Source organism: Flagellimonas onchidii (assembly GCF_004804315.1).
Classification (GTDB): Bacteria; Bacteroidota; Bacteroidia; order Flavobacteriales; family Flavobacteriaceae; genus Flagellimonas; species Flagellimonas onchidii.
Genome location: NZ_SRXX01000012.1, coordinates 65,496 through 84,436, shown reverse-complemented (window position 1 = coordinate 84,436; position 18,941 = coordinate 65,496). Strand labels below are relative to the sequence as shown.

Here is an 18,941-nt window from a genome sequence, read left to right as displayed (position 1 = left end):
TCAAGATACAAGAGTTTTAGTCTTATACGAAGCGTATCAAAAAGTTAACCCGGAAACGGCATATCTTTCTCCAACACTTTATTGGTTATAACGGTTGAGAGTACAAGTGAAGTTGTCATCTCGCCATAGGCGGCCAATCTGCTATTCAGATTCTGTAAATGATCTGGGTTTTTAACGTAGCCCTTCATTTGCATGCAATCATTGCCCGTTAGCTGATGACACTCAAATATTTCAGGAACGGTTTTAACAAATTCTATAAAATTCTGTGTTTGGCCGTAACGTAATTTAATGGATATGTTCACTCCCAACGGATATCCCAAAGCTCCAATATTGATTTTGGCAGTGTATCCTTTTATAATGCCCCAATCTTCCAATTTTTGAATCCGCTCCGATACGGCAGGCGAGGACAATCCGACATTCTTTGCAATTTCCTTCACTGGCATTCTCCCGTTTTTTTGAAGTTCGGCCAAAATTGCCCAATTCATTTCATCTAATCGCATAGTTACATTATTTTAAATATCACGATAAATTTATTAAATAATTTTGGATTTTAATTAAAAGTCAAAATATTATAATGTTATAATAGCTATTATTACAATAATATAACTTTAAAATAAAAATATTTGATTAAAATCACAAATACTTTATTTAATTAATAATAAATTATAAAACAAGTATATTAATTAATATAATAACGTCTTTCATATTATAATTTTGAAGTATCAATTATCAATTTCAAAAAATGATATAATGAAACTAGAAATTAGAAAGGCGACCGTAAACGATTCAACAACCTTGGCCCTCTTGGCCCAGATAACTTTTAAAGAAGCCTTTGGCCATTTTTGGTCTGACAGGGAAACACTCAAAAAATATTTCAAGAAAACATTCGCAGTCGAAAAAATGAGAAGTAGCCTTGAAAAGGAAAACAATGTTTTTTGGATTGCTTTTGCAGACGAACTTCCCGTGGGCTATGCAAAGCTGAAAAAATATAGTCCTTTTGAAAAACTGAAAGATAAACGCCCTGCCCAATTACAGAAGATCTACATTCTGAACCAGTATATAGGCCATAAAATTGGAACCCAGCTGCAAGATGTCCTTTTTGATGAAGTGAGAAAACTTAATATTAAGTCCCTATGGTTAGTTGTATGGGATGAGAATGATAAAGGCATTCGGTTCTACGAAAGGCACGGTTTTATAAAAATCGCCAAACACCAATATAGTTTTGAACATATGGAAATAGATTATGAAATAATGACCAAAACCTTCTAACATGAAGATTACAGAAATTATTGTCCCCTTCCTACTGGCTTTGGTCGCCGCTTTTGGCAATGCCATTGTGACCATTGGTCATAAAAATGCAACAAATTACCCCAACCCGTTTTTCTTTGGTGCCATTTCATTACTTATTGCGTCGGCAGGATTGTTCACTATAGCCTTTCTGTACAAAACAGATAATCTTGGTCAATATATTTCAACCAATTTTAAATGGTTCTCATTGGCAGGTCTTGGAATGCTGATTTTAAACGTATTCCTTTATTTTCTTTACCGAGGTTATGGTGCTAACTCATACACTTTGTACGCTGTACTTGCCATAATTACCACTTCTATCGGAGTTTCGGTCTTCTACTATCAAGAAAAATTGAACTTCTACTATTTGGTTTCATTGTTTTTTGCCATAGCCACCGTCTTCTTCTTTTTGAAAGGGAAATCCTTGCTCTTAAATTTAGGTTAGAGCAAGTTACGCCCTTTGCCCGTTTAAAAGTTTAACTAAATCAGTGTCATCAATTGTTCTGAACCGTTTCAAACACAATTTTCCATGAATTGTCTTTTTGTCTTCTCCATGCCGTAATATAAGTTCCTACATTCGTTGCAGTATCCCGGGTCTGTTTGTTGATAAAGATTTCGTTGAAAGGATTGTGGGAAATGACCATATCTTTTGAAGTGATAAAAGTTGGCTTTCCATGAGAAATCAATTGAACCTCATAATTTTCATAAATACCTTTCCATAACGCTTTTGTAGAATCTGTTGAGATTTTACGAATTGGGGTATCTGGGAAAACATTGGTGAATTCTTCTTCGAAAAAATCAATCCAGTCATAATCAAATCGTTTATAGACCGTGTAAAAACTGTCTAGTTCCTTTGCAATAATGGTTTCAAGCTCGGTACTTGAAACGTCCTCATGATTCTTCTGTTCAGTCTTTTCATGTTTTTGACATCCAGTCATCATAAGACTAAATAAAATCAAGGCAAATGGTATTCTATTTTTCATATTTGTACATATTGATTTTTTGATGAATTATTGCTGATTATTTAATCCGTTTTCTTTTTTGAAATCAGCGTCATGTATTTAGAAAACTCGGCCTTTACGTTTGGAAACAGGATCAACAATCCTATCATATTGGGAAAAACCAAAGCCAATATCATAGCATCCGAAAACTTGATAACAGCATCTAGGGTAATTGCAGCACCCAAAACCGTAAAAATTAGGAACAGCACCTTGTAGGTTAAATCGGTTAGTTTTCCGCGGCCAAAAAGATATTTCCAAGCCTGAAGACCATAATAAGACCACGATAAAATAGTGGAAAAGGCAAACAAACAAACTGCGACCATTAAAACGTAGGATGATCCTGTGATGGAATCTTCAAAAGCCAAGGAAGTGATATTGACACCCCCTAAGCGGCTTCCGTCTGCAAAAAGTGCTTGTCCGTTGACCACATCTCCGTACATAAATGCACCATCCATATTAAAGAGAATAATGACTATCGCCGTCATAGTGCAGACCAATACCGTATCAATAAAAGGTTCCAATAAACCGACTAATCCTTCCGAGGCTGGATAAGCTGTATTCACCGCAGAGTGGGCAATGGCCGCGGAGCCTGCCCCCGCCTCATTGGAAAATGCCGCACGCCTAAAGCCCTGGATCATTACACCTACAAATCCACCCGTAATCGTGGCTTTGGGTGAAAAGGCTTCGGAGAAAATCCGGGAAAAGGCCTCATCTACCAAATCAATTTTAGAAAAAATGATGAACAGTGCGGCTCCCACATATAAAATGGCCATGAACGGCACCACTTTTTCGGTGACTTTGGCAATTCTTTTGATACCACCAATGATTACGATTCCTACCAAAACCGCAAATACAAATCCAATGATACTTCCCGTAGCGGAACCAGTCAACCCAAACAGCCCGATAATTTGGGCCGCTGCTTGATTGCTTTGAAAAGCATTTCCTCCTCCAAAGGAAGCTCCTACACAAAGGACGGCGAAAACGATGGCCAAAAAGCGGCCCAAATGTCCGAGCCCCTTTTCTTTCAATCCTCTGGACAAATAATACATAGGGCCACCAAAGACCGTCCCACTTTTGTCTATATCACGGTATCTTACACCGAGTGTGCATTCGACAAACTTTGTTGACATACCAAGTAGACCCGCCAAAACCATCCAAAATGTAGCTCCTGGCCCGCCAATAGATATCGCCACCGCAACAAGGGCTATATTACCAAGTCCAACGGTGCCTGATACAGCGGTCGCTAGCGCTTGAAAGTGGTTGACCTCACCTAAGTGACCTTCGTCTTTAATAGTTCCTTTTAAGTCTCCATCAATTTCTAGTACTGCTGGTTTTAGCTTTGGTTTCTCACGTTCCAGTTCATCATATTTTCCTCGAACCACTTGTATTGCGGTTGGAAAATGACGAATGTTGACAAAACCAAAATAGATAGTAAAAAATAGCGCTCCCAAAATCAGCACTATCAATACTACAGGGATTCCATAGCCAAGTATCCCAATTTCGGCCAAAATCAATTTTTCCCACCATACCGCAAAGGGCATAAAGCTATCATTGATTTTCTCGTCCAGTCCTTTTTCCGCAGAAGAAGTGACTATTTGTAAAGTTGAAAGCAATTCTAAATTCAGAAACAGCGATGTGCACATAATCCAAAAGTTTCTGAAATTTCATGAGTAGCATTGGATTAATCGGATAATGTCGGAATAAATATGAAAATGTCAGTAAGTCGGAAACTGACAAATCTTGGGTTTACCCATTATTTTCGATGGTTATGTTTTCTTTGGGGAGCAATAGCCTAATCTTTCTCTCTCTTTGTTCCGACATTTCAAATAACGTGGTCTTCAAGGGGATAAAGTGCTTTTCTTTTGTCCAGCTCTGTTTCCCAAAAAGTCCATCCAACAAAGCGGCGAGAAGCCTTTTCAGCTCGTTATGGTCATTAATATCGTACGTTTTGGAGACGTCGAAGTTTTTGGGTTTGATTTCGAGCCATCCATCCGTTTCTGAAAGCCTTCGCTCCGCAAAACATTTAAATAACTTATAGAGCGCTGGGGTAAGTTGAACGATTCTGTCTTCGTTGCCTGAAAATCCTTGGAGTGAAACTTGAAACTTATCTTTGTTTTCCAACACACTCTTTTTAGAAAACCTCAGCTTTAATTGGTGTGGCCCGGGAATTACAGTTTCCGTGAGTTCCTTTACCCAGCTTAGGGCCAGGGCAAAGAAGAGCATTATCAAAGATGTCTTGAAAATGGCCGAGAACAATAATAGGTTGATGGTATTGTCCAAAAGCTTATGCATCTGGGCCAAAAGCGTGATAGCAACTGTGATTATCGATAACCATCCCAACAAGGGCAGCCTTCTTTTTACAAACGATTCCCACAATACAAAACCCAAAAAGAACAGGGTCAATAAGGCATAATAAACATCTAGCTCACTAATTATAGAAGCTGTTCTGGTCAAAAACATCTTATGTAGTGTGGGTAAAAGCGCAAAAACAAAAGGAATGCCAATTATATAGGGCCAAAAGTTGGACTTTATCAAAGGTGCAAAGGGTTTAGGCAAATATCTGAACCAAGGTAGTGCTAGGAGTATGAAAAGACTGTTTAATAAAGAGAATACACTTCTAAACCCTTCTTTAAAATGTAGACCCAATCCAAGGCTCTCCCAATTAATTATTTCAACTAGGCCTGAAAGTGACCAGCATAGAATTGATAGCGCCAACCAAACTTGGCCAAAATCGTCTTGTTTTTTGCCGATATGATACCAAATGGACAATAAGGCAAAAAATGCAAAAAGACATACTGTGAATTGCCACCAACCATAGAAAATGGAAACTTGCGTTGAAGAAACAATATCCAAAATTTATTATGTTAGATTAAAATCGAACAAATTTGTTTGATTTCCAAGTAATAAAGATATTTATTAAAAATAATGAAAGTTCAGATAAGCCATGGAAAAACTAACTCCTACCCAAATAGAAAACCAACTAAAAAATCTAGAAGGATGGCGCTATGAAAATGGAAGCATCTGCAAATCTTTCAAGTTTACAGATTTTAAGGAAGCCTTTTCGATAATGACACGAATTGCCTTTGAGGCCGAGCAACAAAACCATCATCCTAACTGGGAGAATGTATACAATCAGTTAACCATAAAACTAAACACCCATGACATTGGGGGCATTACCCAAAACGATTTTGACCTAGCAACTTCCATTGAAGAGATTATAAAGACAAGGTAGAGAGTTCCAAGCTTGACAAAGGGCCATTTTTTGCTAAATTTGTCGCTGTCCAAAATCAAAATACATGGGAAGAGCATTTGAATTCAGGAAAGCACGTAAAATGAAACGTTGGGCAGCTATGTCCAAAGCCTTTACCAGAATTGGCAAAGACATTGTAATTGCTGTTAAGGAGGGTGGTCCCGATCCCGATTCCAATGCTCGGTTACGCGCCGTAATTCAAAATGCCAAGGCAGCCAACATGCCTAAGGACAATATTGAAAGGGCAATCAAACGGGCTTCGGACAAAAATCAAGGTGATTTTAAAGAAGTTTTATTTGAAGGTTACGCTCCACATGGTATTGCTGTTTTGATTGAAACAGCCACAGACAACAATACTCGTACCGTAGCCAATATTCGCAGTTATTTTAACAAATGTAACGGTAGCTTGGGTACTTCAGGTTCCGTTGAATTTATGTTCGACCACACCTGTAACTTTACCGTGAATGGTGAAGGTATTGACCCCGAAGAGCTCGAATTGGAGATGATTGATTTTGGTGCGGAAGAAGTATTCTCCGATGAGGATGGTATTCATATTTATGCTTCGTTCGAGAGTTTTGGGGCCATTCAAAAGGAATTGGAAACCCGTGCAATAGAAATCATATCTTCAGGATTTGAACGTATTCCACAAGTCACCAAGGAACTTAATGAGGAACAAGTGGCCGATGTTGAAAAGCTATTGGAAAAAATTGAAGAGGATGATGACGTTCAGAACGTGTATCACACCATGAAGGAATAGCTTATCTTGTATAGCAGTTTGTTGTAAAGAGTTGAAGCGTCGCACGACCAAAAAACTAAACTTTCCGTTATGCGTATTTTATTTGCCTGTATATCCATATTGTTTCTTGTCTCGGTCCATGCCCAAGAGATGACCGCCGCCAAATTATATGAAATTATTGAAAAAGAAGCTGATACCATCCAAACCAATGGTAATCAATATAGGTTCCTGTTCAACGATGCCATGCTTATCTGTGTTTTTGACGAAAATGCCAATCGAATGCGTATTATTTCACCGATTGTGGAACGTGAGAAAATTGGAGAAGAAGAACTTTTAAACGCTTTGGTAGCCAACTTCCACTCCGCCTTGGATGTTAAATATGCCTTGAGTGATGAGATTCTGTGGTCTGTCTATACCCATCCGCTCAAAGAGCTTACAGAGGGTCAGGTTGTGGATGCTATACAACAAGTATACGCAGCTGCCTTAACTTTTGGCAGCTCTTATTCCAGTACCAACTTGGTGTTTCCTGGCAACACTAAAAAGAAGGAAAAACCGAAAACTGATAAGAAATTAAATAAGACCTAATAGCTGTACTCCGGCACTTTGCCCTTTACTCCTTTAAAGAAAACACGGATTTCCTTAAAATCATTTTGAAGATTGTCTGTGGGGTATTTAGGTTCTGATATTTTAACTTGTTTATTCCCGAAATCGAAAGCGACCATTACAATTGGGACATTCGCTTTTTTTGCGATATGATAAAATCCCGTTTTTAGGGCTTTAACTTTCTTGCGAGTACCTTCAGGGGCCAAAGCAAACCGAAATACATCTCGTTCTTCAAAAATCTTCGCAATGCTGTCAACAGTGTTAGAGTTTTTTGTTCGATCTATGGGAGCACCTCCAGTCCATCTAAAAAACCACCCAAAAGGTGGTTTGAAAAGACTTTTCTTTGCGATATAATTGATTTCCCTATTGACCAATTTTCTGACCAGTAATCCCAAGAAAAAATCCATCCAATGTGTATGGGGAACAACTATCACTACACATTTGTTCAAATCTGGAAAATTGCCCACAAGCTTCCATCGTAGTACCTTAAAATATAGAAACTTGGCAAATGTGTGCATCTATCACCAATTTGGTTAATAAAAAATCGGAGGGCTATATTTTCATATAGATTTCCCGTAAGCAATCGGGGGTTATTTTGTTTTTCCAATCCTTACCCAGGGCATTTTCCCATAAAGGCTCCATACGCATGGCTACCTTAATCATAAGGTCAAAATCATTCTCAGTAAGATTGGAACAAATTCCTTTGGGTAATGTAATTTGATGTTTATGAATCATTTTATTGAACAACTCCACACCATCAGGATAGAATTTTTCCAAATGTTGAAAAACCAAGCAATTGCCCAATCCATGCTTGACCCCAAGCAAGTAAGAAAGCCCATAGCTCATGGCATGTGCTATACCTACTTGGGAATATGCAATGCTCATTCCCCCATGCCAAGATGCCATCATGAGCTTATCCCTTGATTCCTCCTCCGGAATATCTTCAAGAAAAACCTCATTGCACAACTCCAAAGCTTTCTCTCCATAACTTTTACTAAAGGCGTTCAAATAGGTTCCATTTAGGGATTCGATACAATGGATAAAACAGTCCATTCCTGTATAAAACCATTGTTCCGTGGGTACAGTTTTGGTTAGATCGGGATCCAATATCACCTGATCATAAGTGGTATAGTCTGAATTTATTCCCAACTTCTTATCAGGGCCCATTAACACGGTAGTTCTAGAAACTTCTGCTCCCGTTCCACTTATTGTTGGAATTCCCACATGATAAAGGGCTGGTTTTTTTACCAGATCCCACCCCTGGTAATTATGGGATGGTCCAGAATTGGTTGACATTATTGCAACTGCTTTTGCTAAATCCAACAAAGTTCCTCCACCGATACCGATTATTCCAGAAGGGAGTTCAGCGAAATTCTCCTTTATACGAGCTACCAGGGCATCCACCTGTTCTGTCTTTGGTTCTTCGTTTGCAGAAATAAAAATAATTTCATCATCGAACATCAAAGGTATCTGGCTAGGAAGGTCAGTGTTCTCAAAAAAGTCATCTGCCAAAAAAATAAATGGAGCATCAGAGTTTCTCCGCTTTGGCATTAGGACTTCTCCCAATTGGGAAAAACTTCTCCGTCCAAATACCACTCTAGGCACCATTGGAAAGTTGCGGTAATTCGTATGCTTATTCGATATGATTTCTTTTTTATTCAATTTTTCTGTTACTGCCATTTAGTTTAGTTGTCGAGATATTTCAAAACTTCTTTTAGATTGCCAAGTTTAAGATGCCCATTGACTTCTTGTCCATCCTCGATCAGTTCGTGCGCCCAAGTTGTATGAAAGGGTATGTGGATTGCATTTGCTCCAATATTAAGAATTGGCAATACATCTGATTTCAACGAATTTCCTATCATCAAAAACTCTTCCACTTTTATTTCCAGATGATCTAAGAGGTTTTGGTAATTTTCTTCTTTTTTATCGCTAAGTACTTCTACATGGTGGAAATATTTGGAAATCCCAGATTTTTCTAACTTACGCTCTTGATCCAATAAATCCCCTTTAGTCAGCACTATCAGGCGATATTTATCTTTTAAATTTTCCAATACCTCCTCTACCCCATTCAAAAGTTCCACTGGATGGGAAATCATTTTCTTTCCTAAGTCCAAGATTTCAGAAATCGTCTGTTGGGAAACTTTATTATTGGATAGATCCAAAGCAGATTCTATCATAGAAAGTACAAAACCTTTTATACCATAACCATAGGTTTCCAAGTTTTGCATTTCTACTTTAAAAAGCTCTTGGTCTATCTTGTTCTTAGTCTCATATCCTTCCAAGAGTTCGGCAAAGCGTTCTTCCGTTTCTCTAAAGTAAGTTTCATTTACCCATAAGGTATCATCGGCATCAAAACCAATAACTTTTATGTTGCCAAAATCTATTTCCATACTTTTCGGGCTCGTTCTAAGTCTTCGGGGGTATCAATTTCTATTCCAGAGACGTGCGTCTCCACCATTTTTATTTTTTTTCCGTATTCCAAAAACCGAATCGCTTCTATTTTTTCCTTAGCCTCTAAGGGCAACATGGGTAACCGCTGAAAATCGAGCAAAGCTCTTTTTCTAAAGGCATAAATGCCTTTGTGCTTATAGTACTTGGCCTCGACCTTTTTGTCTCTAGGATACGGAATGGGCGATCTTGAAAAGTAAAGGGCAAAATCCTGATTGTCCACTATTACTTTGACTGTATTTGGATTGGAAATTTCATCCCAATCTGTAATAGGGGTCATCAGGGAAGCCAAATCTATTTCTTTTTCCGCATCTTTCTCAAATTCATGGATTACCTTTTTTAAACTTTCACCATCAATAAATGGTTCATCTCCTTGAACATTAATTACAATATCCACATCTAAATCCTCAACAGCCTCGGCAATACGGTCGCTTCCACTTTCGTGCTCGTTCTTGCTCATAAGAACTTTACCACCAATCTTGGAAATGGCATTAAATATGGTATCACTATCTGTCACTACATAAACTTCATCAAAAAGTTTTGTTTGGAGCGCAGCCTCATATGTTCTTACGATAACAGGCTTTCCTCCAAGATCTTGCATAAGCTTTGCAGGAAATCTAGAGGCTTGATACCTCGCTGGAATCATAGAAATTATTTTCACCTATGGATACGTATTTACTTAAACTATGTTTTGGGCCGCAATTTGCGATAAATTCTGAAAATAACCACCAAAATAATGATGACCAAAATCGCAGCTATGGGAGGAACTAATATGGAAGCTGTTGAAACAGCAACTGCTGTCCCAGTTTCTATGGTCGATACCACCGGGTTAGCCACTCCACCAGTAGTTGCTGTAGAAGTTAATCGGCCCGCAGCATTGGCACCTTTAATCGCCGTGGCTGTGCCTCCGCCAGCAATGATAGCCAAGGACCAAGTAACCACGGGATCCAAATTTGCCACAGTTGAAACCATAACTGCCGTTCCGGCAATTGCTGCCAATGGTACCGCCAAACTGTCCAAGGCATTATCTACCCAAGGAATGAAATAAGCGAATATTTCCACAAAGGTTGCGACTCCAAGCGTAACCAAGGCTGCCAAACTACCAATCCATTGCCAACTTTCGTTAAGTTCCCAAACACCCAGATAAGCAGCCAAACTCAATGCAAACAAGGGAAGAAACACCCTAAAACCGACCGAAGCGGCCAAGCCGATGCCTAAAAAAATACTAATTATGGTGTCAGGATTCATGCCCATGGTTCCGACTAAAATAGGGCATTCCTAGTCAACAAAAAAATCATCTTTAAAACCAATTAGAAATAGTTTTTGTTTTGCTCGGGTCACCGCAGTGTATAGCCACCTTAAATAATCCTTGTCCGGACCGTTGGGCAAATAGGGTTGCTCCACAAAAACAGTGTTCCATTGACCACCCTGCGATTTATGACAGGTTATGGCATATGAAAACTTCACTTGAAGAGCGTTAAAGTACTTATTGTTCTTCACCCCTAAAAACCTCTTGTATTTAGATTTTTCGTGTGCATAGTCCTTAGCTACTTCTTGATAGAGTCTATTGCTTTCCTCATATGGAAGTGATGGGGTCTCTGCGTTTATGGTATCCAATAACAAAACGGTTTCAAAGGGCTTTTGGTTAGGGTAATCCACCATTTTTACTTTAACCTCAGCAAAAGAAAACCCATAAAGTTCCTTAATGGCAAAGAGTTCTAAAACTTCAATGATATCGCCGTTGGCTATAAAACCCGCCTCTGAATTGGGTCGAAGCCAAAAATAATTGTTTTTGACTACCATCATATAGTCGCCTACCGCAATTTCATGCTCTAAAAACAAGATTCGCTCCCTGATATTCTTGTTATACAGATTTGCCCTTTTATTGGATCGAACTATTATGGAAGTCTCCTCTTTTCCATGCTCTAAATAAGAACTGTCAATGGCTTCTTGTATTTCAGAACCATCAATCAAGCGAACAATATCCTTAAACCCATTAAGATCAAATTTAAAGCCCTCAAAATACTCAGATTGCAGTTGTTCTCTTAGATTGGTCGCGTTTATTAATATTCCCGAGTCATTTACTTGCCTCATAACCTCATCTAATTCCATGGTATCCACATCTTTTCCATAGTTGAGAGATAATCGGTTTTCTTCCAATGCCGGGCTAACATCCAATTTTACTGGAGGCAATTGAGCCGTATCACCAATTAGCAAGAGCTTACAATTATGACCTGAATACACATAGTATATAAGGTCATCCAAAAGGGATCCGTTTTCAAAAAGCTTGGAATCGGCCGGTGCATCGGGAATCATTGAAGCCTCATCTACAATAAACAACATATTTCTATGCTTATTTGGAGCCAAAACAAACTGTATTCCTCCTCCTGTTTGTTTTTTAGGAAAGTATATTTTCTTGTGTATCGTAAACGCCTGGCTACCTGAATAAGTAGACATAACTTTTGCCGCCCTACCGGTTGGTGCCATAAGCGCGGCACTCATTTTAATCTTCCAAAGGCTGTTGACCAAAGTACCCACAATAGTTGTTTTTCCGGTACCTGCAAAACCTTTCAAAAGAAATAGTTCATCCCTTTGACCATCAATAACAAACCGCGAAAGCTTTGTAAGAGCTGTATGTTGTTTTAATGTAGGTTCATGCGGAAATTTATCCTTAAGAACAGTCAAAAAATCATTAGAAGAAAGGTCTTTCATAAGTATCTAAAGATAGGGTGGTTTTTTAAAGCAAAAAGTTTCGTGATTAAAAAAAAATTGTAGATTTGCTTGTAACCGCTAAATTAACTCACAAAGAAAAAATTAGTATGTTAAACTTAATTCTTATAGTTGTTGTTATATGCCTTCTGACCATAGGCCTTGTATTTCTTATAGATAGGTTTTTACCTCAAAAAATTAAGCCTGTCCTTATCATCGCATTTGGGCTATTAAGTATCTTTTTAGGTTATAAAATATATCAGTCTATTAACGCACCTATTGAATTCAATAAGGTAAGAAAAGAAAGATTTTCCCAAGTAATTACCAAGTTGAAAGATATTCGCGACTCTCAAGAAGCCTATAAGACAGTAAATGGAAGATTTGCCAATAACTTCAAAAGTCTTATTCAATTTGTTGATACTGGAAGCTATACCATTACCCAGCAAAAGGATTCTTCTTTTATGCGCTATAACAAAGTTTACCAGATTGACCTACAAGTAGACACCGTTGTGGTAGATACTTTAGGGTTTGTCAAAGTGAAAGATTCTTTGTTTAAAAATGACGATCGCTACAAAAGCATGATGGATGTTCCATATGCTCAAGGGGGCGAAAAATTTGAGATGAAGGCTGACATTATTGATAAGAGTGGATATCGAGCTCCTGTTTTTGAAGCCAAGGTTAAGAAGGATGTTGTACTTTACGATCAACCCAACGACCTTAGGATTCGCGAGAATGCACACCAAAGTGTAGAGGAAGTAAATGGTAACGAAATCAAGGTTGGTTCCCTTACAGATGTGAGCACAAATGGAAATTGGCCCCCAATCTATGACAGAAAAGACCAATAATATACAAAGGGCCGAAACCGAAAATACATTTAAGAAACTGTCCATTCAAATTGGTTTGAATGGACTTTCTTTTTGTGTTCTGGACACCATTACGAATAAGATTGAGGCATTTGAGAAGGTCACCTTCAAAACTCAGTCCACCTCATACTTGATGTTGAAAGAGCTCAAAACGCTTCTTGACCCCATTGATAATGTTCAAAAAAGATTTTCAGAAGTTGTTGTAATCCATAAAAGTGGGTTGTTCAGCCTGGTTCCCAAAACTCTTTTCAATGCGGACGAGCTCCCCAATTTTTTAAAGTTCAATGCCAAAATTATGGCTACCGATCACATTGTGTATGATGAAATTGCACATTCGGACATTATCAATGTTTATGTGCCCTTCACCAATATCAACAACTATATTTTTGACTTATTCGGAGAATTTGAATATAAGCATAGTGGAACAGTGATGGTTACCACGCTTCTGAACCAAGCCAGAGCATCTGAAGAACCCGTTTGCTACATACAAGTTGCTGAAAAAGAAATGGAGATGGTGGTGGTAGCCCATAAAAAACTGCTTTTTTATAACTACTTCGATTATAAAACTCCCGAAGACTTTTTGTATTACCTTCTTTTTGGGTTGGAGCAAATACAGATAGACTTGGAAAAAGTGCAGCTTAAACTGTTTGGTGCGGTAAATGAAGATGATGACATCTTTAATCTTTGCCATAAATACATTCGTAATGTTTCCGTTTTTGTTCCTACAAACACCGCTTATCCATTCGAACAACTGGAGAGTCAGACAATCGATTTCACCACTTTAAGCTCCAAATAATGCGGATTATTTCTGGCAGGTACAAGGGCAAAAGACTGATTGCACCCAAGAAACTTCCGGTAAGACCCACTACCGATATGGCCAAAGAGGGGTTATTCAATATTTTGAATAATCGTTTTTATATTGATGAGCTCAAGGTAATCGACCTTTTTTCTGGTACTGGAAATATAAGTTATGAACTTGCCTCAAGAGGAGCTTCTGATATTATCGCTGTGGACAGTTTTGGCGGATGTGTGCAGTATATCAACAAAACCGTTAAAGAGCTTAATTTTTCTATAAAAACCTTTAAGTCTGACGTTTTTAAATATTTAGAAAGAACTTCGGAGAAGGCAAATTTAATTTTTGCCGACCCGCCTTATAATTTTGATAAAGGTCAATTTTTAAAAATCGTAAACTTGGTTTTTGAAAAAAAATTACTTCTGGAAGAAGGACTTTTAGTGATAGAACATTCCGATCAAACGGACTTATCAGATGCGTCAAACTTTGTTGATCATCGAAAATACGGAGGAAGCATCTTCAGTTTTTTTGAGCATCCGTAGATGTAGGAAAATATTTCCCAATCTTTTTGTCCTAGCTGCAATACCATTGTCAATATAGCGTTTGATAAATTCATAAACCCTAAATCAAAAAACATGAATTCAGCAAAAATTTTTCTTTCGTTAGCTGTAACCCTATTATTTATTTCCTGTAACAAAGATGAGGACACGACTCCAGTAGATAGTGAATCACTTATTGGTACTTGGTCATTGATATCTTTGGACGCGGATATTGACTTGGACACAGATTTTTCAGGCCTCTCCATAAAAAGTTCAACCAAAAGTGTTGGGGAAAATTTCGATTACACTCTGACTTTCACAGAAACTACTTATGCTGTAGAAGGCGGGTACGATTTGGTAACCACGGGGACCGTAAATGGCGAGCCACTTGATCCACAAACAAATACTATTGATGACCTTGACACTACAGGTACATACGAATTTTCAGAAGATTCCAATTCGATTACAATAGATGGTCAATTGTATAATTTTGATCTTGATGACATAGATACAAGTGAAGTTTCACTTGATCAAGATATAAGTCTTGTTTTCGATAAAGATGGTAACTTGGTCATGACAGAAAACCAGCAAGCCACAATAAGTGAAGATGGTATTACCTTGTCCTACACAGCGGACATTGTTGCCGTTTTTGAACGAATGTAAAAAGACGTTAAAAAATAGAAAAGACCGAGCTAAAGCTCGGTCTTTTTATATGCTAACAGGCCATAAGCCGGATTCTGTCGTGCCTTATCATTTATCTAGACTTCTAGTTGCCCAAAAGCTCTAACCGCCTACCCTCCAATTTGGGCGTGCTACCCTTAAACACTGGTTTACATGGCGTTGCACCGCATAGAGTTTACCTGATTTCACTACAGCCTAACTGTACTTGCTTTCTGTTGCACTGGTCCTCGTTTTTCAACGGACGGATGTTATCCGCTATGCTGCACTATGGTGTCCGGACTTTCCTCCCTGTCCTGAACAGTTGTCCATTACACGGCGATAAGGTGGCCTGCTAGTGGCAAAGGTAAACCAATTGTTAATAAAAAATAGCTTCATGAGTATAGGTTAGATCACTTTGCAAGTTCCTATTTTTATATTTGTACTAACGCAAATTTTTCCTGATTTGGAACCCTTTGTAGTATCGGCCCGTAAATATCGCCCCCAGACCTTTAAGGATGTTGTAGGCCAGGAAGCCATCACCAACACCCTGCTCAATGCCATAGATAATGATCACTTGGCACAGGCACTTCTTTTTTGTGGTCCTAGAGGGGTCGGAAAAACGACTTGTGCACGTATCCTTGCGAAAAAAATCAATCAGGATGGTACAGAAAGGGAAGATGAGGATTTTGCCTTCAATATTTTTGAGCTTGATGCCGCTTCCAATAATTCCGTTGATGATATTCGAAGTTTGATAGATCAGGTTCGTATACCTCCTCAAGTCGGAAAATATAAAGTGTACATCATAGATGAGGTACATATGCTTTCCCAATCGGCTTTCAATGCTTTTCTTAAAACCTTGGAAGAACCACCCAAACATGCCATTTTCATATTGGCCACTACGGAAAAGCATAAAATAATCCCGACCATACTCTCGCGTTGCCAAATATTTGATTTTAAGCGCATCACTGTTAAGGATGCATCCCAATATTTAAAATATATTGCCGAGCAACAAGGTGTTGAAGCCGAAGAAAGTGCCTTACATATTATAGCGCAAAAAGCGGATGGTGCCATGAGGGATGCATTGTCGATTTTTGACAGGGTGGTAAGTTTTTCAGGAAAACAGTTGACACGCAAGGCTGTTACCGAAAACCTGAACGTACTTGACTACGATACTTATTTTACCGTAACAGATTTGATACTGGAAAACAACATTCCGGATGCATTAGTTCTTTTCAACAAAACTCTGTCGCTTGGGTTTGACGGCCACCATTTTATTTCTGGTTTGGCTTCGCATTTTAGGGATTTAATGGTATGTCAGCATCCTGAAACCATTTCGCTATTGGAGGTTGGTGAAGACGTGAAAAAACAATACGAAATCCAGGCCAAAAAAACCTCAAGAGCTTTTTTGCTCCAAGCACTTGACATGGCCAACGAATGTGATTTAAAGTATAAGACTAGTAAAAATCAGCGGTTGCTGGTTGAACTTACTTTAATGAAATTGGCCTCCATCACCTTTGATGGTGAAAAAAAAAACTCTGATTCCATAATCCCGGTATCGTTTTTCAATGCGAAGCCAACCGAAAAACCAGTTTCCACAGGAACATTAAAAGTTGAAGAACCAAAGGTTGAATACACTCCTGAGCAAGCTTCAGTGCCGATTTCAGAACAAAAAATAGAGGAGCAAGTCCAACCTATTCAGGCGCCAGAAACGGAACAACCAACAGAACCGAAGGTTGAAACCTCTACTCCCAAAAAAATTCAACTTAAACCACAGGGGAATAGGGTCTCAGGGCTATCACTTTCCAGTATCAGGGCCAAAAAGGAACACGAAAATGAAAAAGCCCCTCCTATTGATGAGAATGAACTTCCAAAAGAGGCCTTTGAAGAAGCCGAAATGCAAAAGCATTGGACCGACTTCGTACAACACTTAGAAAAAAAGGGACGCAAGATATTAGCGAGTAATTTTCAGACCGATGTACCCAAACTCAAAAACGAGCATACCATTTGGATTGAGCTTCCCAATGATTCCATGAAAAAAGAAGTTGAGCGCGAGCAAAGCCTGATGATGAATTACCTCAAGGAAAAGCTCAACAACTATTCCATTACCTTGCACATTACTGTGAACGAGGAGGTAGCCAAAAAGTTTGCTTTTACTCCTGAAGAAAAGTATCAAAAGCTAAAAGAAAAGAATCCAGCTATCGACCTCCTTAGAAAAGAGTTTGATTTGGATTTTTAGTTCAATTCAGATGTCGGTTATCAGACTTCGGACATCAGATTTCAGACTACTGACTACTGACCATTAAAAAAGAAACACCGCAAGCCCGAGCCAACGGTGTCCCTTATAATGGATATGTGTTTAATCACAATCAACACCAGTATCTCCAAAAAAGGCCCAGCCATATTGATTAAAAAGTTCGTCCCTTTTAATATGACCTAAGCTAAGCAAACAATACTCAAGTCCATCGGCCCCAAAGAAATATTTATAGGTATCTGTGTCTCACCCGCATCCTCGTCCAAGGTGGCCCAGCCTATCAAGGTGTTGCCATAGTTCTCATTGGACATTGCCGTATTGTTCAGCATATTCTCCATATTGGTCACACTTGAAATATCCCAATTGCCCAGGTTTTGGTCAAATGCAGTTGCACCAGTGAACATATTTTGCATGGTTGTCACATTTTGGGTCTTCCAATCCCCTATATCGCCATTAAATGCAATGGCTCCATTGAACATAGACTCCATACTACTGACCTTTCCGGTATTCCAACCACTTATATCAGCATTGAACTTGGCCGCATTTCGAAACATTTTTTCCATAGAGGTTGCGTTTTGGGTATTCCAGGTCTCCAACCCTATGCCCTCAAAAGAAGATGCTTCAGAGAACATACCTATCATAAATATGATGTTTTGGTTTAGGTTCCAGCCACTCAGGTCACCATTAAAGTTAGAGCAACCACGAAACATTTCACTAAATATATCGACCTGTGAAAGATTGGGTATATCTTTTGCATTATAAACCATGTTGGTGCATCCACGGAATGCTCTACTCATACTCTGCCATTCAATGGAGCCCCACTGCTCTATACTTTTTAGCTTGTCTTCGTCTCCTATGTATGCCAATAACCCTGGAAAATCCCCTGAAATGGCTACAGTATATGTGCCCGGAGCTTCATAGCTGTGGAAGAAGGAGTTCTGATCTGTGAAATTAAGCTCTTGCACGGTGCCATCACCCCAATCCACTGTAAAATTGTATTCATAAATATCGTGGTGTATCCCGATATCGATGCTTTCATTCGCTCCGGTGGTCTCCCAAGTGGTCACAAAGGAATTTGGATCTTCTGCCAGGGTTTCAACAATGTTCTTAACGGTAATGGCCACATTTACCTCAGCGGTAAGCTCCCCGTCGCTGATCTGTACAACTATGTTGTGTACGGGTTCCGAGCCTTCAAAGGCCTCAAAGTCGAGCTGTTTGCCTGCTGCCAGGGTAATTTCCCCAGTGTTCCCATCAATGGCAAAGAGTTCGTTTTCATCTGCTGTGATCTTATAGGTGACAGGGGCGCCCTCTGGGTCGGAGCCCGCAACGGTGCCCATGACCACATCTTGGGCAATGTCCTCAAAGGCCTCAAAGTTGTAGCCCTCCTCTTCGAACACGGGCGCAATGTCGTTGGTATCGGTCAGGTTTATGGTCATCTGTGCGGAGGCCTTGTCCTCTTTGTCCTCTACCTGTACGGTGATGGTGTGGGATGGGGTGGTATCAAAATCAAGCGCCTTGCCCTCTGCCAAGGTTATCTTTCCGGTATTGTCTATGGCGAACAGAGCGTTGTCGTTCACGGTGATCGAGAAGGTCAGTTGGTCGCCATCTTCGTCGGAGGCATCAACGGTGGCGTCCTCCATAACGGTGAAGGTCTGTGCCTTGATCACGGGGGCCGTGTTCTCCTCCTCTACGGGAGTCGGTTTGTCGGGGTCGTCCTTGCTACAGGCCAAGAACAAAAGGGTTCCAGAAAGTAGATACAGCGCCAGGTTTGCAATTTTTTTCATTTTGGTAAGATTTAATC

General features: G+C 39.3%; 21 protein-coding genes and 1 other RNA gene. 10 read left to right on the top strand and 12 right to left on the bottom strand.

The window, feature by feature from the left end; genetic code table 11:
* Positions 1-44: 44 nt before the first annotated feature.
* Positions 45-500, bottom strand: a complete 456-nt coding sequence (locus E4661_RS13460) for an Lrp/AsnC family transcriptional regulator (protein WP_136467972.1) — start codon at positions 498-500, stop codon at positions 45-47.
* A gap of 250 nt (positions 501-750) precedes the next feature.
* Here E4661_RS13460 and E4661_RS13455 point away from each other — a divergent pair, with 250 nt between their 5' ends.
* Both E4661_RS13455 and E4661_RS13450 read left to right on the top strand, forming a co-directional pair.
* Positions 751-1,269, top strand: coding sequence for a GNAT family N-acetyltransferase (locus E4661_RS13455; RefSeq protein ID WP_136467971.1), 519 nt, complete (start codon positions 751-753; stop codon positions 1,267-1,269).
* A 1-nt stretch (position 1,270) separates the two neighbouring features.
* Complete coding sequence (locus E4661_RS13450) at positions 1,271-1,732, top strand: EamA family transporter (RefSeq protein ID WP_136467970.1); 462 nt, start codon at positions 1,271-1,273, stop codon at positions 1,730-1,732.
* Between the two features lie 49 nt (positions 1,733-1,781).
* Here E4661_RS13450 and E4661_RS13445 read toward each other — a convergent pair whose 3' ends face one another.
* From E4661_RS13445 to E4661_RS13435, 3 genes are all read right to left on the bottom strand, one after another.
* Positions 1,782-2,270 carry a Cif family virulence factor gene (locus E4661_RS13445; protein WP_136467969.1) on the bottom strand — a complete coding sequence of 163 codons (489 nt, stop codon included), beginning with the start codon at positions 2,268-2,270 and terminating at the stop codon, positions 1,782-1,784.
* 41 nt (positions 2,271-2,311) lie between these two features.
* Positions 2,312-3,931 carry an alanine/glycine:cation symporter family protein gene (locus E4661_RS13440; RefSeq protein ID WP_136467968.1) on the bottom strand — a complete coding sequence of 540 codons (1,620 nt, stop codon included), beginning with the start codon at positions 3,929-3,931 and terminating at the stop codon, positions 2,312-2,314.
* Between the two features lie 103 nt (positions 3,932-4,034).
* The gene (locus E4661_RS13435; protein WP_136467967.1) at positions 4,035-5,141 is read right to left on the bottom strand and encodes a hypothetical protein; all 1,107 of its coding nucleotides are present in this window, start codon (positions 5,139-5,141) and stop codon (positions 4,035-4,037) included.
* Positions 5,142-5,232: 91 nt separating this feature from the next.
* Between E4661_RS13435 and E4661_RS13430 the strand changes: the two genes are divergently transcribed.
* The 3 genes from E4661_RS13430 (at position 5,233) to E4661_RS13420 (ending at position 6,859) form a co-directional block, all read left to right on the top strand.
* The gene (locus E4661_RS13430; protein ID WP_136467966.1) at positions 5,233-5,520 is read left to right on the top strand and encodes a 4a-hydroxytetrahydrobiopterin dehydratase; all 288 of its coding nucleotides are present in this window, start codon (positions 5,233-5,235) and stop codon (positions 5,518-5,520) included.
* A gap of 64 nt (positions 5,521-5,584) precedes the next feature.
* Positions 5,585-6,295, top strand: coding sequence for a YebC/PmpR family DNA-binding transcriptional regulator (locus tag E4661_RS13425; protein ID WP_136467965.1), 711 nt, complete (start codon positions 5,585-5,587; stop codon positions 6,293-6,295).
* Positions 6,296-6,364: 69 nt separating this feature from the next.
* On the top strand, positions 6,365-6,859 hold the full coding sequence (locus E4661_RS13420) for a hypothetical protein (protein WP_136467964.1): 495 nt from the start codon (positions 6,365-6,367) through the stop codon (positions 6,857-6,859).
* Here E4661_RS13420 and E4661_RS13415 read toward each other — a convergent pair.
* Genes E4661_RS13415 through E4661_RS13390 form a run of 6 tightly spaced genes read right to left on the bottom strand, consistent with a single transcriptional unit; the run spans position 6,856 to position 12,037 of the window.
* Positions 6,856-7,395 carry a 1-acyl-sn-glycerol-3-phosphate acyltransferase gene (locus E4661_RS13415; RefSeq protein WP_136467963.1) on the bottom strand — a complete coding sequence of 180 codons (540 nt, stop codon included), beginning with the start codon at positions 7,393-7,395 and terminating at the stop codon, positions 6,856-6,858. The two genes, E4661_RS13420 and E4661_RS13415, sit on opposite strands and share 4 nt — an antisense overlap.
* 34 nt (positions 7,396-7,429) lie before the next feature.
* On the bottom strand, positions 7,430-8,557 hold the full coding sequence (locus E4661_RS13410) for an iron-containing alcohol dehydrogenase family protein (protein WP_240751483.1): 1,128 nt from the start codon (positions 8,555-8,557) through the stop codon (positions 7,430-7,432).
* Positions 8,558-8,562: 5 nt separating this feature from the next.
* A complete protein-coding gene (locus E4661_RS13405) occupies positions 8,563-9,267 on the bottom strand; it encodes an HAD family hydrolase (protein ID WP_136467962.1) in 705 nt (234 codons plus the stop codon).
* Positions 9,258-9,971 carry a 3-deoxy-manno-octulosonate cytidylyltransferase gene (gene kdsB, locus E4661_RS13400; protein WP_205728964.1) on the bottom strand — a complete coding sequence of 238 codons (714 nt, stop codon included), beginning with the start codon at positions 9,969-9,971 and terminating at the stop codon, positions 9,258-9,260. The genes E4661_RS13405 and kdsB overlap by 10 nt, the downstream gene beginning before the upstream one ends.
* 38 nt (positions 9,972-10,009) lie before the next feature.
* Positions 10,010-10,573 carry a DUF4126 domain-containing protein gene (locus E4661_RS13395; protein ID WP_136468034.1) on the bottom strand — a complete coding sequence of 188 codons (564 nt, stop codon included), beginning with the start codon at positions 10,571-10,573 and terminating at the stop codon, positions 10,010-10,012.
* Positions 10,574-10,603: 30 nt separating this feature from the next.
* Positions 10,604-12,037, bottom strand: a complete 1,434-nt coding sequence (locus tag E4661_RS13390; RefSeq protein ID WP_136467960.1) for an ATP-dependent DNA helicase — start codon at positions 12,035-12,037, stop codon at positions 10,604-10,606.
* 194 nt (positions 12,038-12,231) lie between these two features.
* Between E4661_RS13390 and E4661_RS13385 the strand changes: the two genes are divergently transcribed.
* The 4 genes from E4661_RS13385 (at position 12,232) to E4661_RS13370 (ending at position 14,892) form a co-directional block, all read left to right on the top strand.
* Positions 12,232-12,879, top strand: coding sequence for a hypothetical protein (locus E4661_RS13385; protein WP_136468033.1), 648 nt, complete (start codon positions 12,232-12,234; stop codon positions 12,877-12,879).
* Positions 12,860-13,693, top strand: coding sequence for a DUF3822 family protein (locus E4661_RS13380; RefSeq protein WP_136467959.1), 834 nt, complete (start codon positions 12,860-12,862; stop codon positions 13,691-13,693). The genes E4661_RS13385 and E4661_RS13380 overlap by 20 nt, the downstream gene beginning before the upstream one ends.
* Positions 13,693-14,232 (top strand): RsmD family RNA methyltransferase, encoded by a 540-nt coding sequence (locus tag E4661_RS13375; protein ID WP_136467958.1) that lies wholly within the window; start codon positions 13,693-13,695, stop codon positions 14,230-14,232. The genes E4661_RS13380 and E4661_RS13375 overlap by 1 nt, the downstream gene beginning before the upstream one ends.
* 93 nt (positions 14,233-14,325) lie before the next feature.
* Positions 14,326-14,892, top strand: a complete 567-nt coding sequence (locus tag E4661_RS13370; protein ID WP_136467957.1) for a hypothetical protein — start codon at positions 14,326-14,328, stop codon at positions 14,890-14,892.
* Between the two features lie 48 nt (positions 14,893-14,940).
* On the opposite strand, the gene rnpB is transcribed toward E4661_RS13370, so the two are convergent.
* Positions 14,941-15,245, bottom strand: an RNA gene (gene rnpB / locus E4661_RS13365) — RNase P RNA component class A.
* A gap of 107 nt (positions 15,246-15,352) precedes the next feature.
* Here rnpB and E4661_RS13360 point away from each other — a divergent pair.
* On the top strand, positions 15,353-17,125 hold the full coding sequence (locus E4661_RS13360; protein ID WP_136467956.1) for a DNA polymerase III subunit gamma/tau: 1,773 nt from the start codon (positions 15,353-15,355) through the stop codon (positions 17,123-17,125).
* A gap of 197 nt (positions 17,126-17,322) precedes the next feature.
* Here E4661_RS13360 and E4661_RS13355 read toward each other — a convergent pair whose 3' ends face one another.
* A complete protein-coding gene (locus tag E4661_RS13355) occupies positions 17,323-18,924 on the bottom strand; it encodes a BspA family leucine-rich repeat surface protein (RefSeq protein WP_136467955.1) in 1,602 nt (533 codons plus the stop codon).
* Positions 18,925-18,941: the final 17 nt, after the last annotated feature.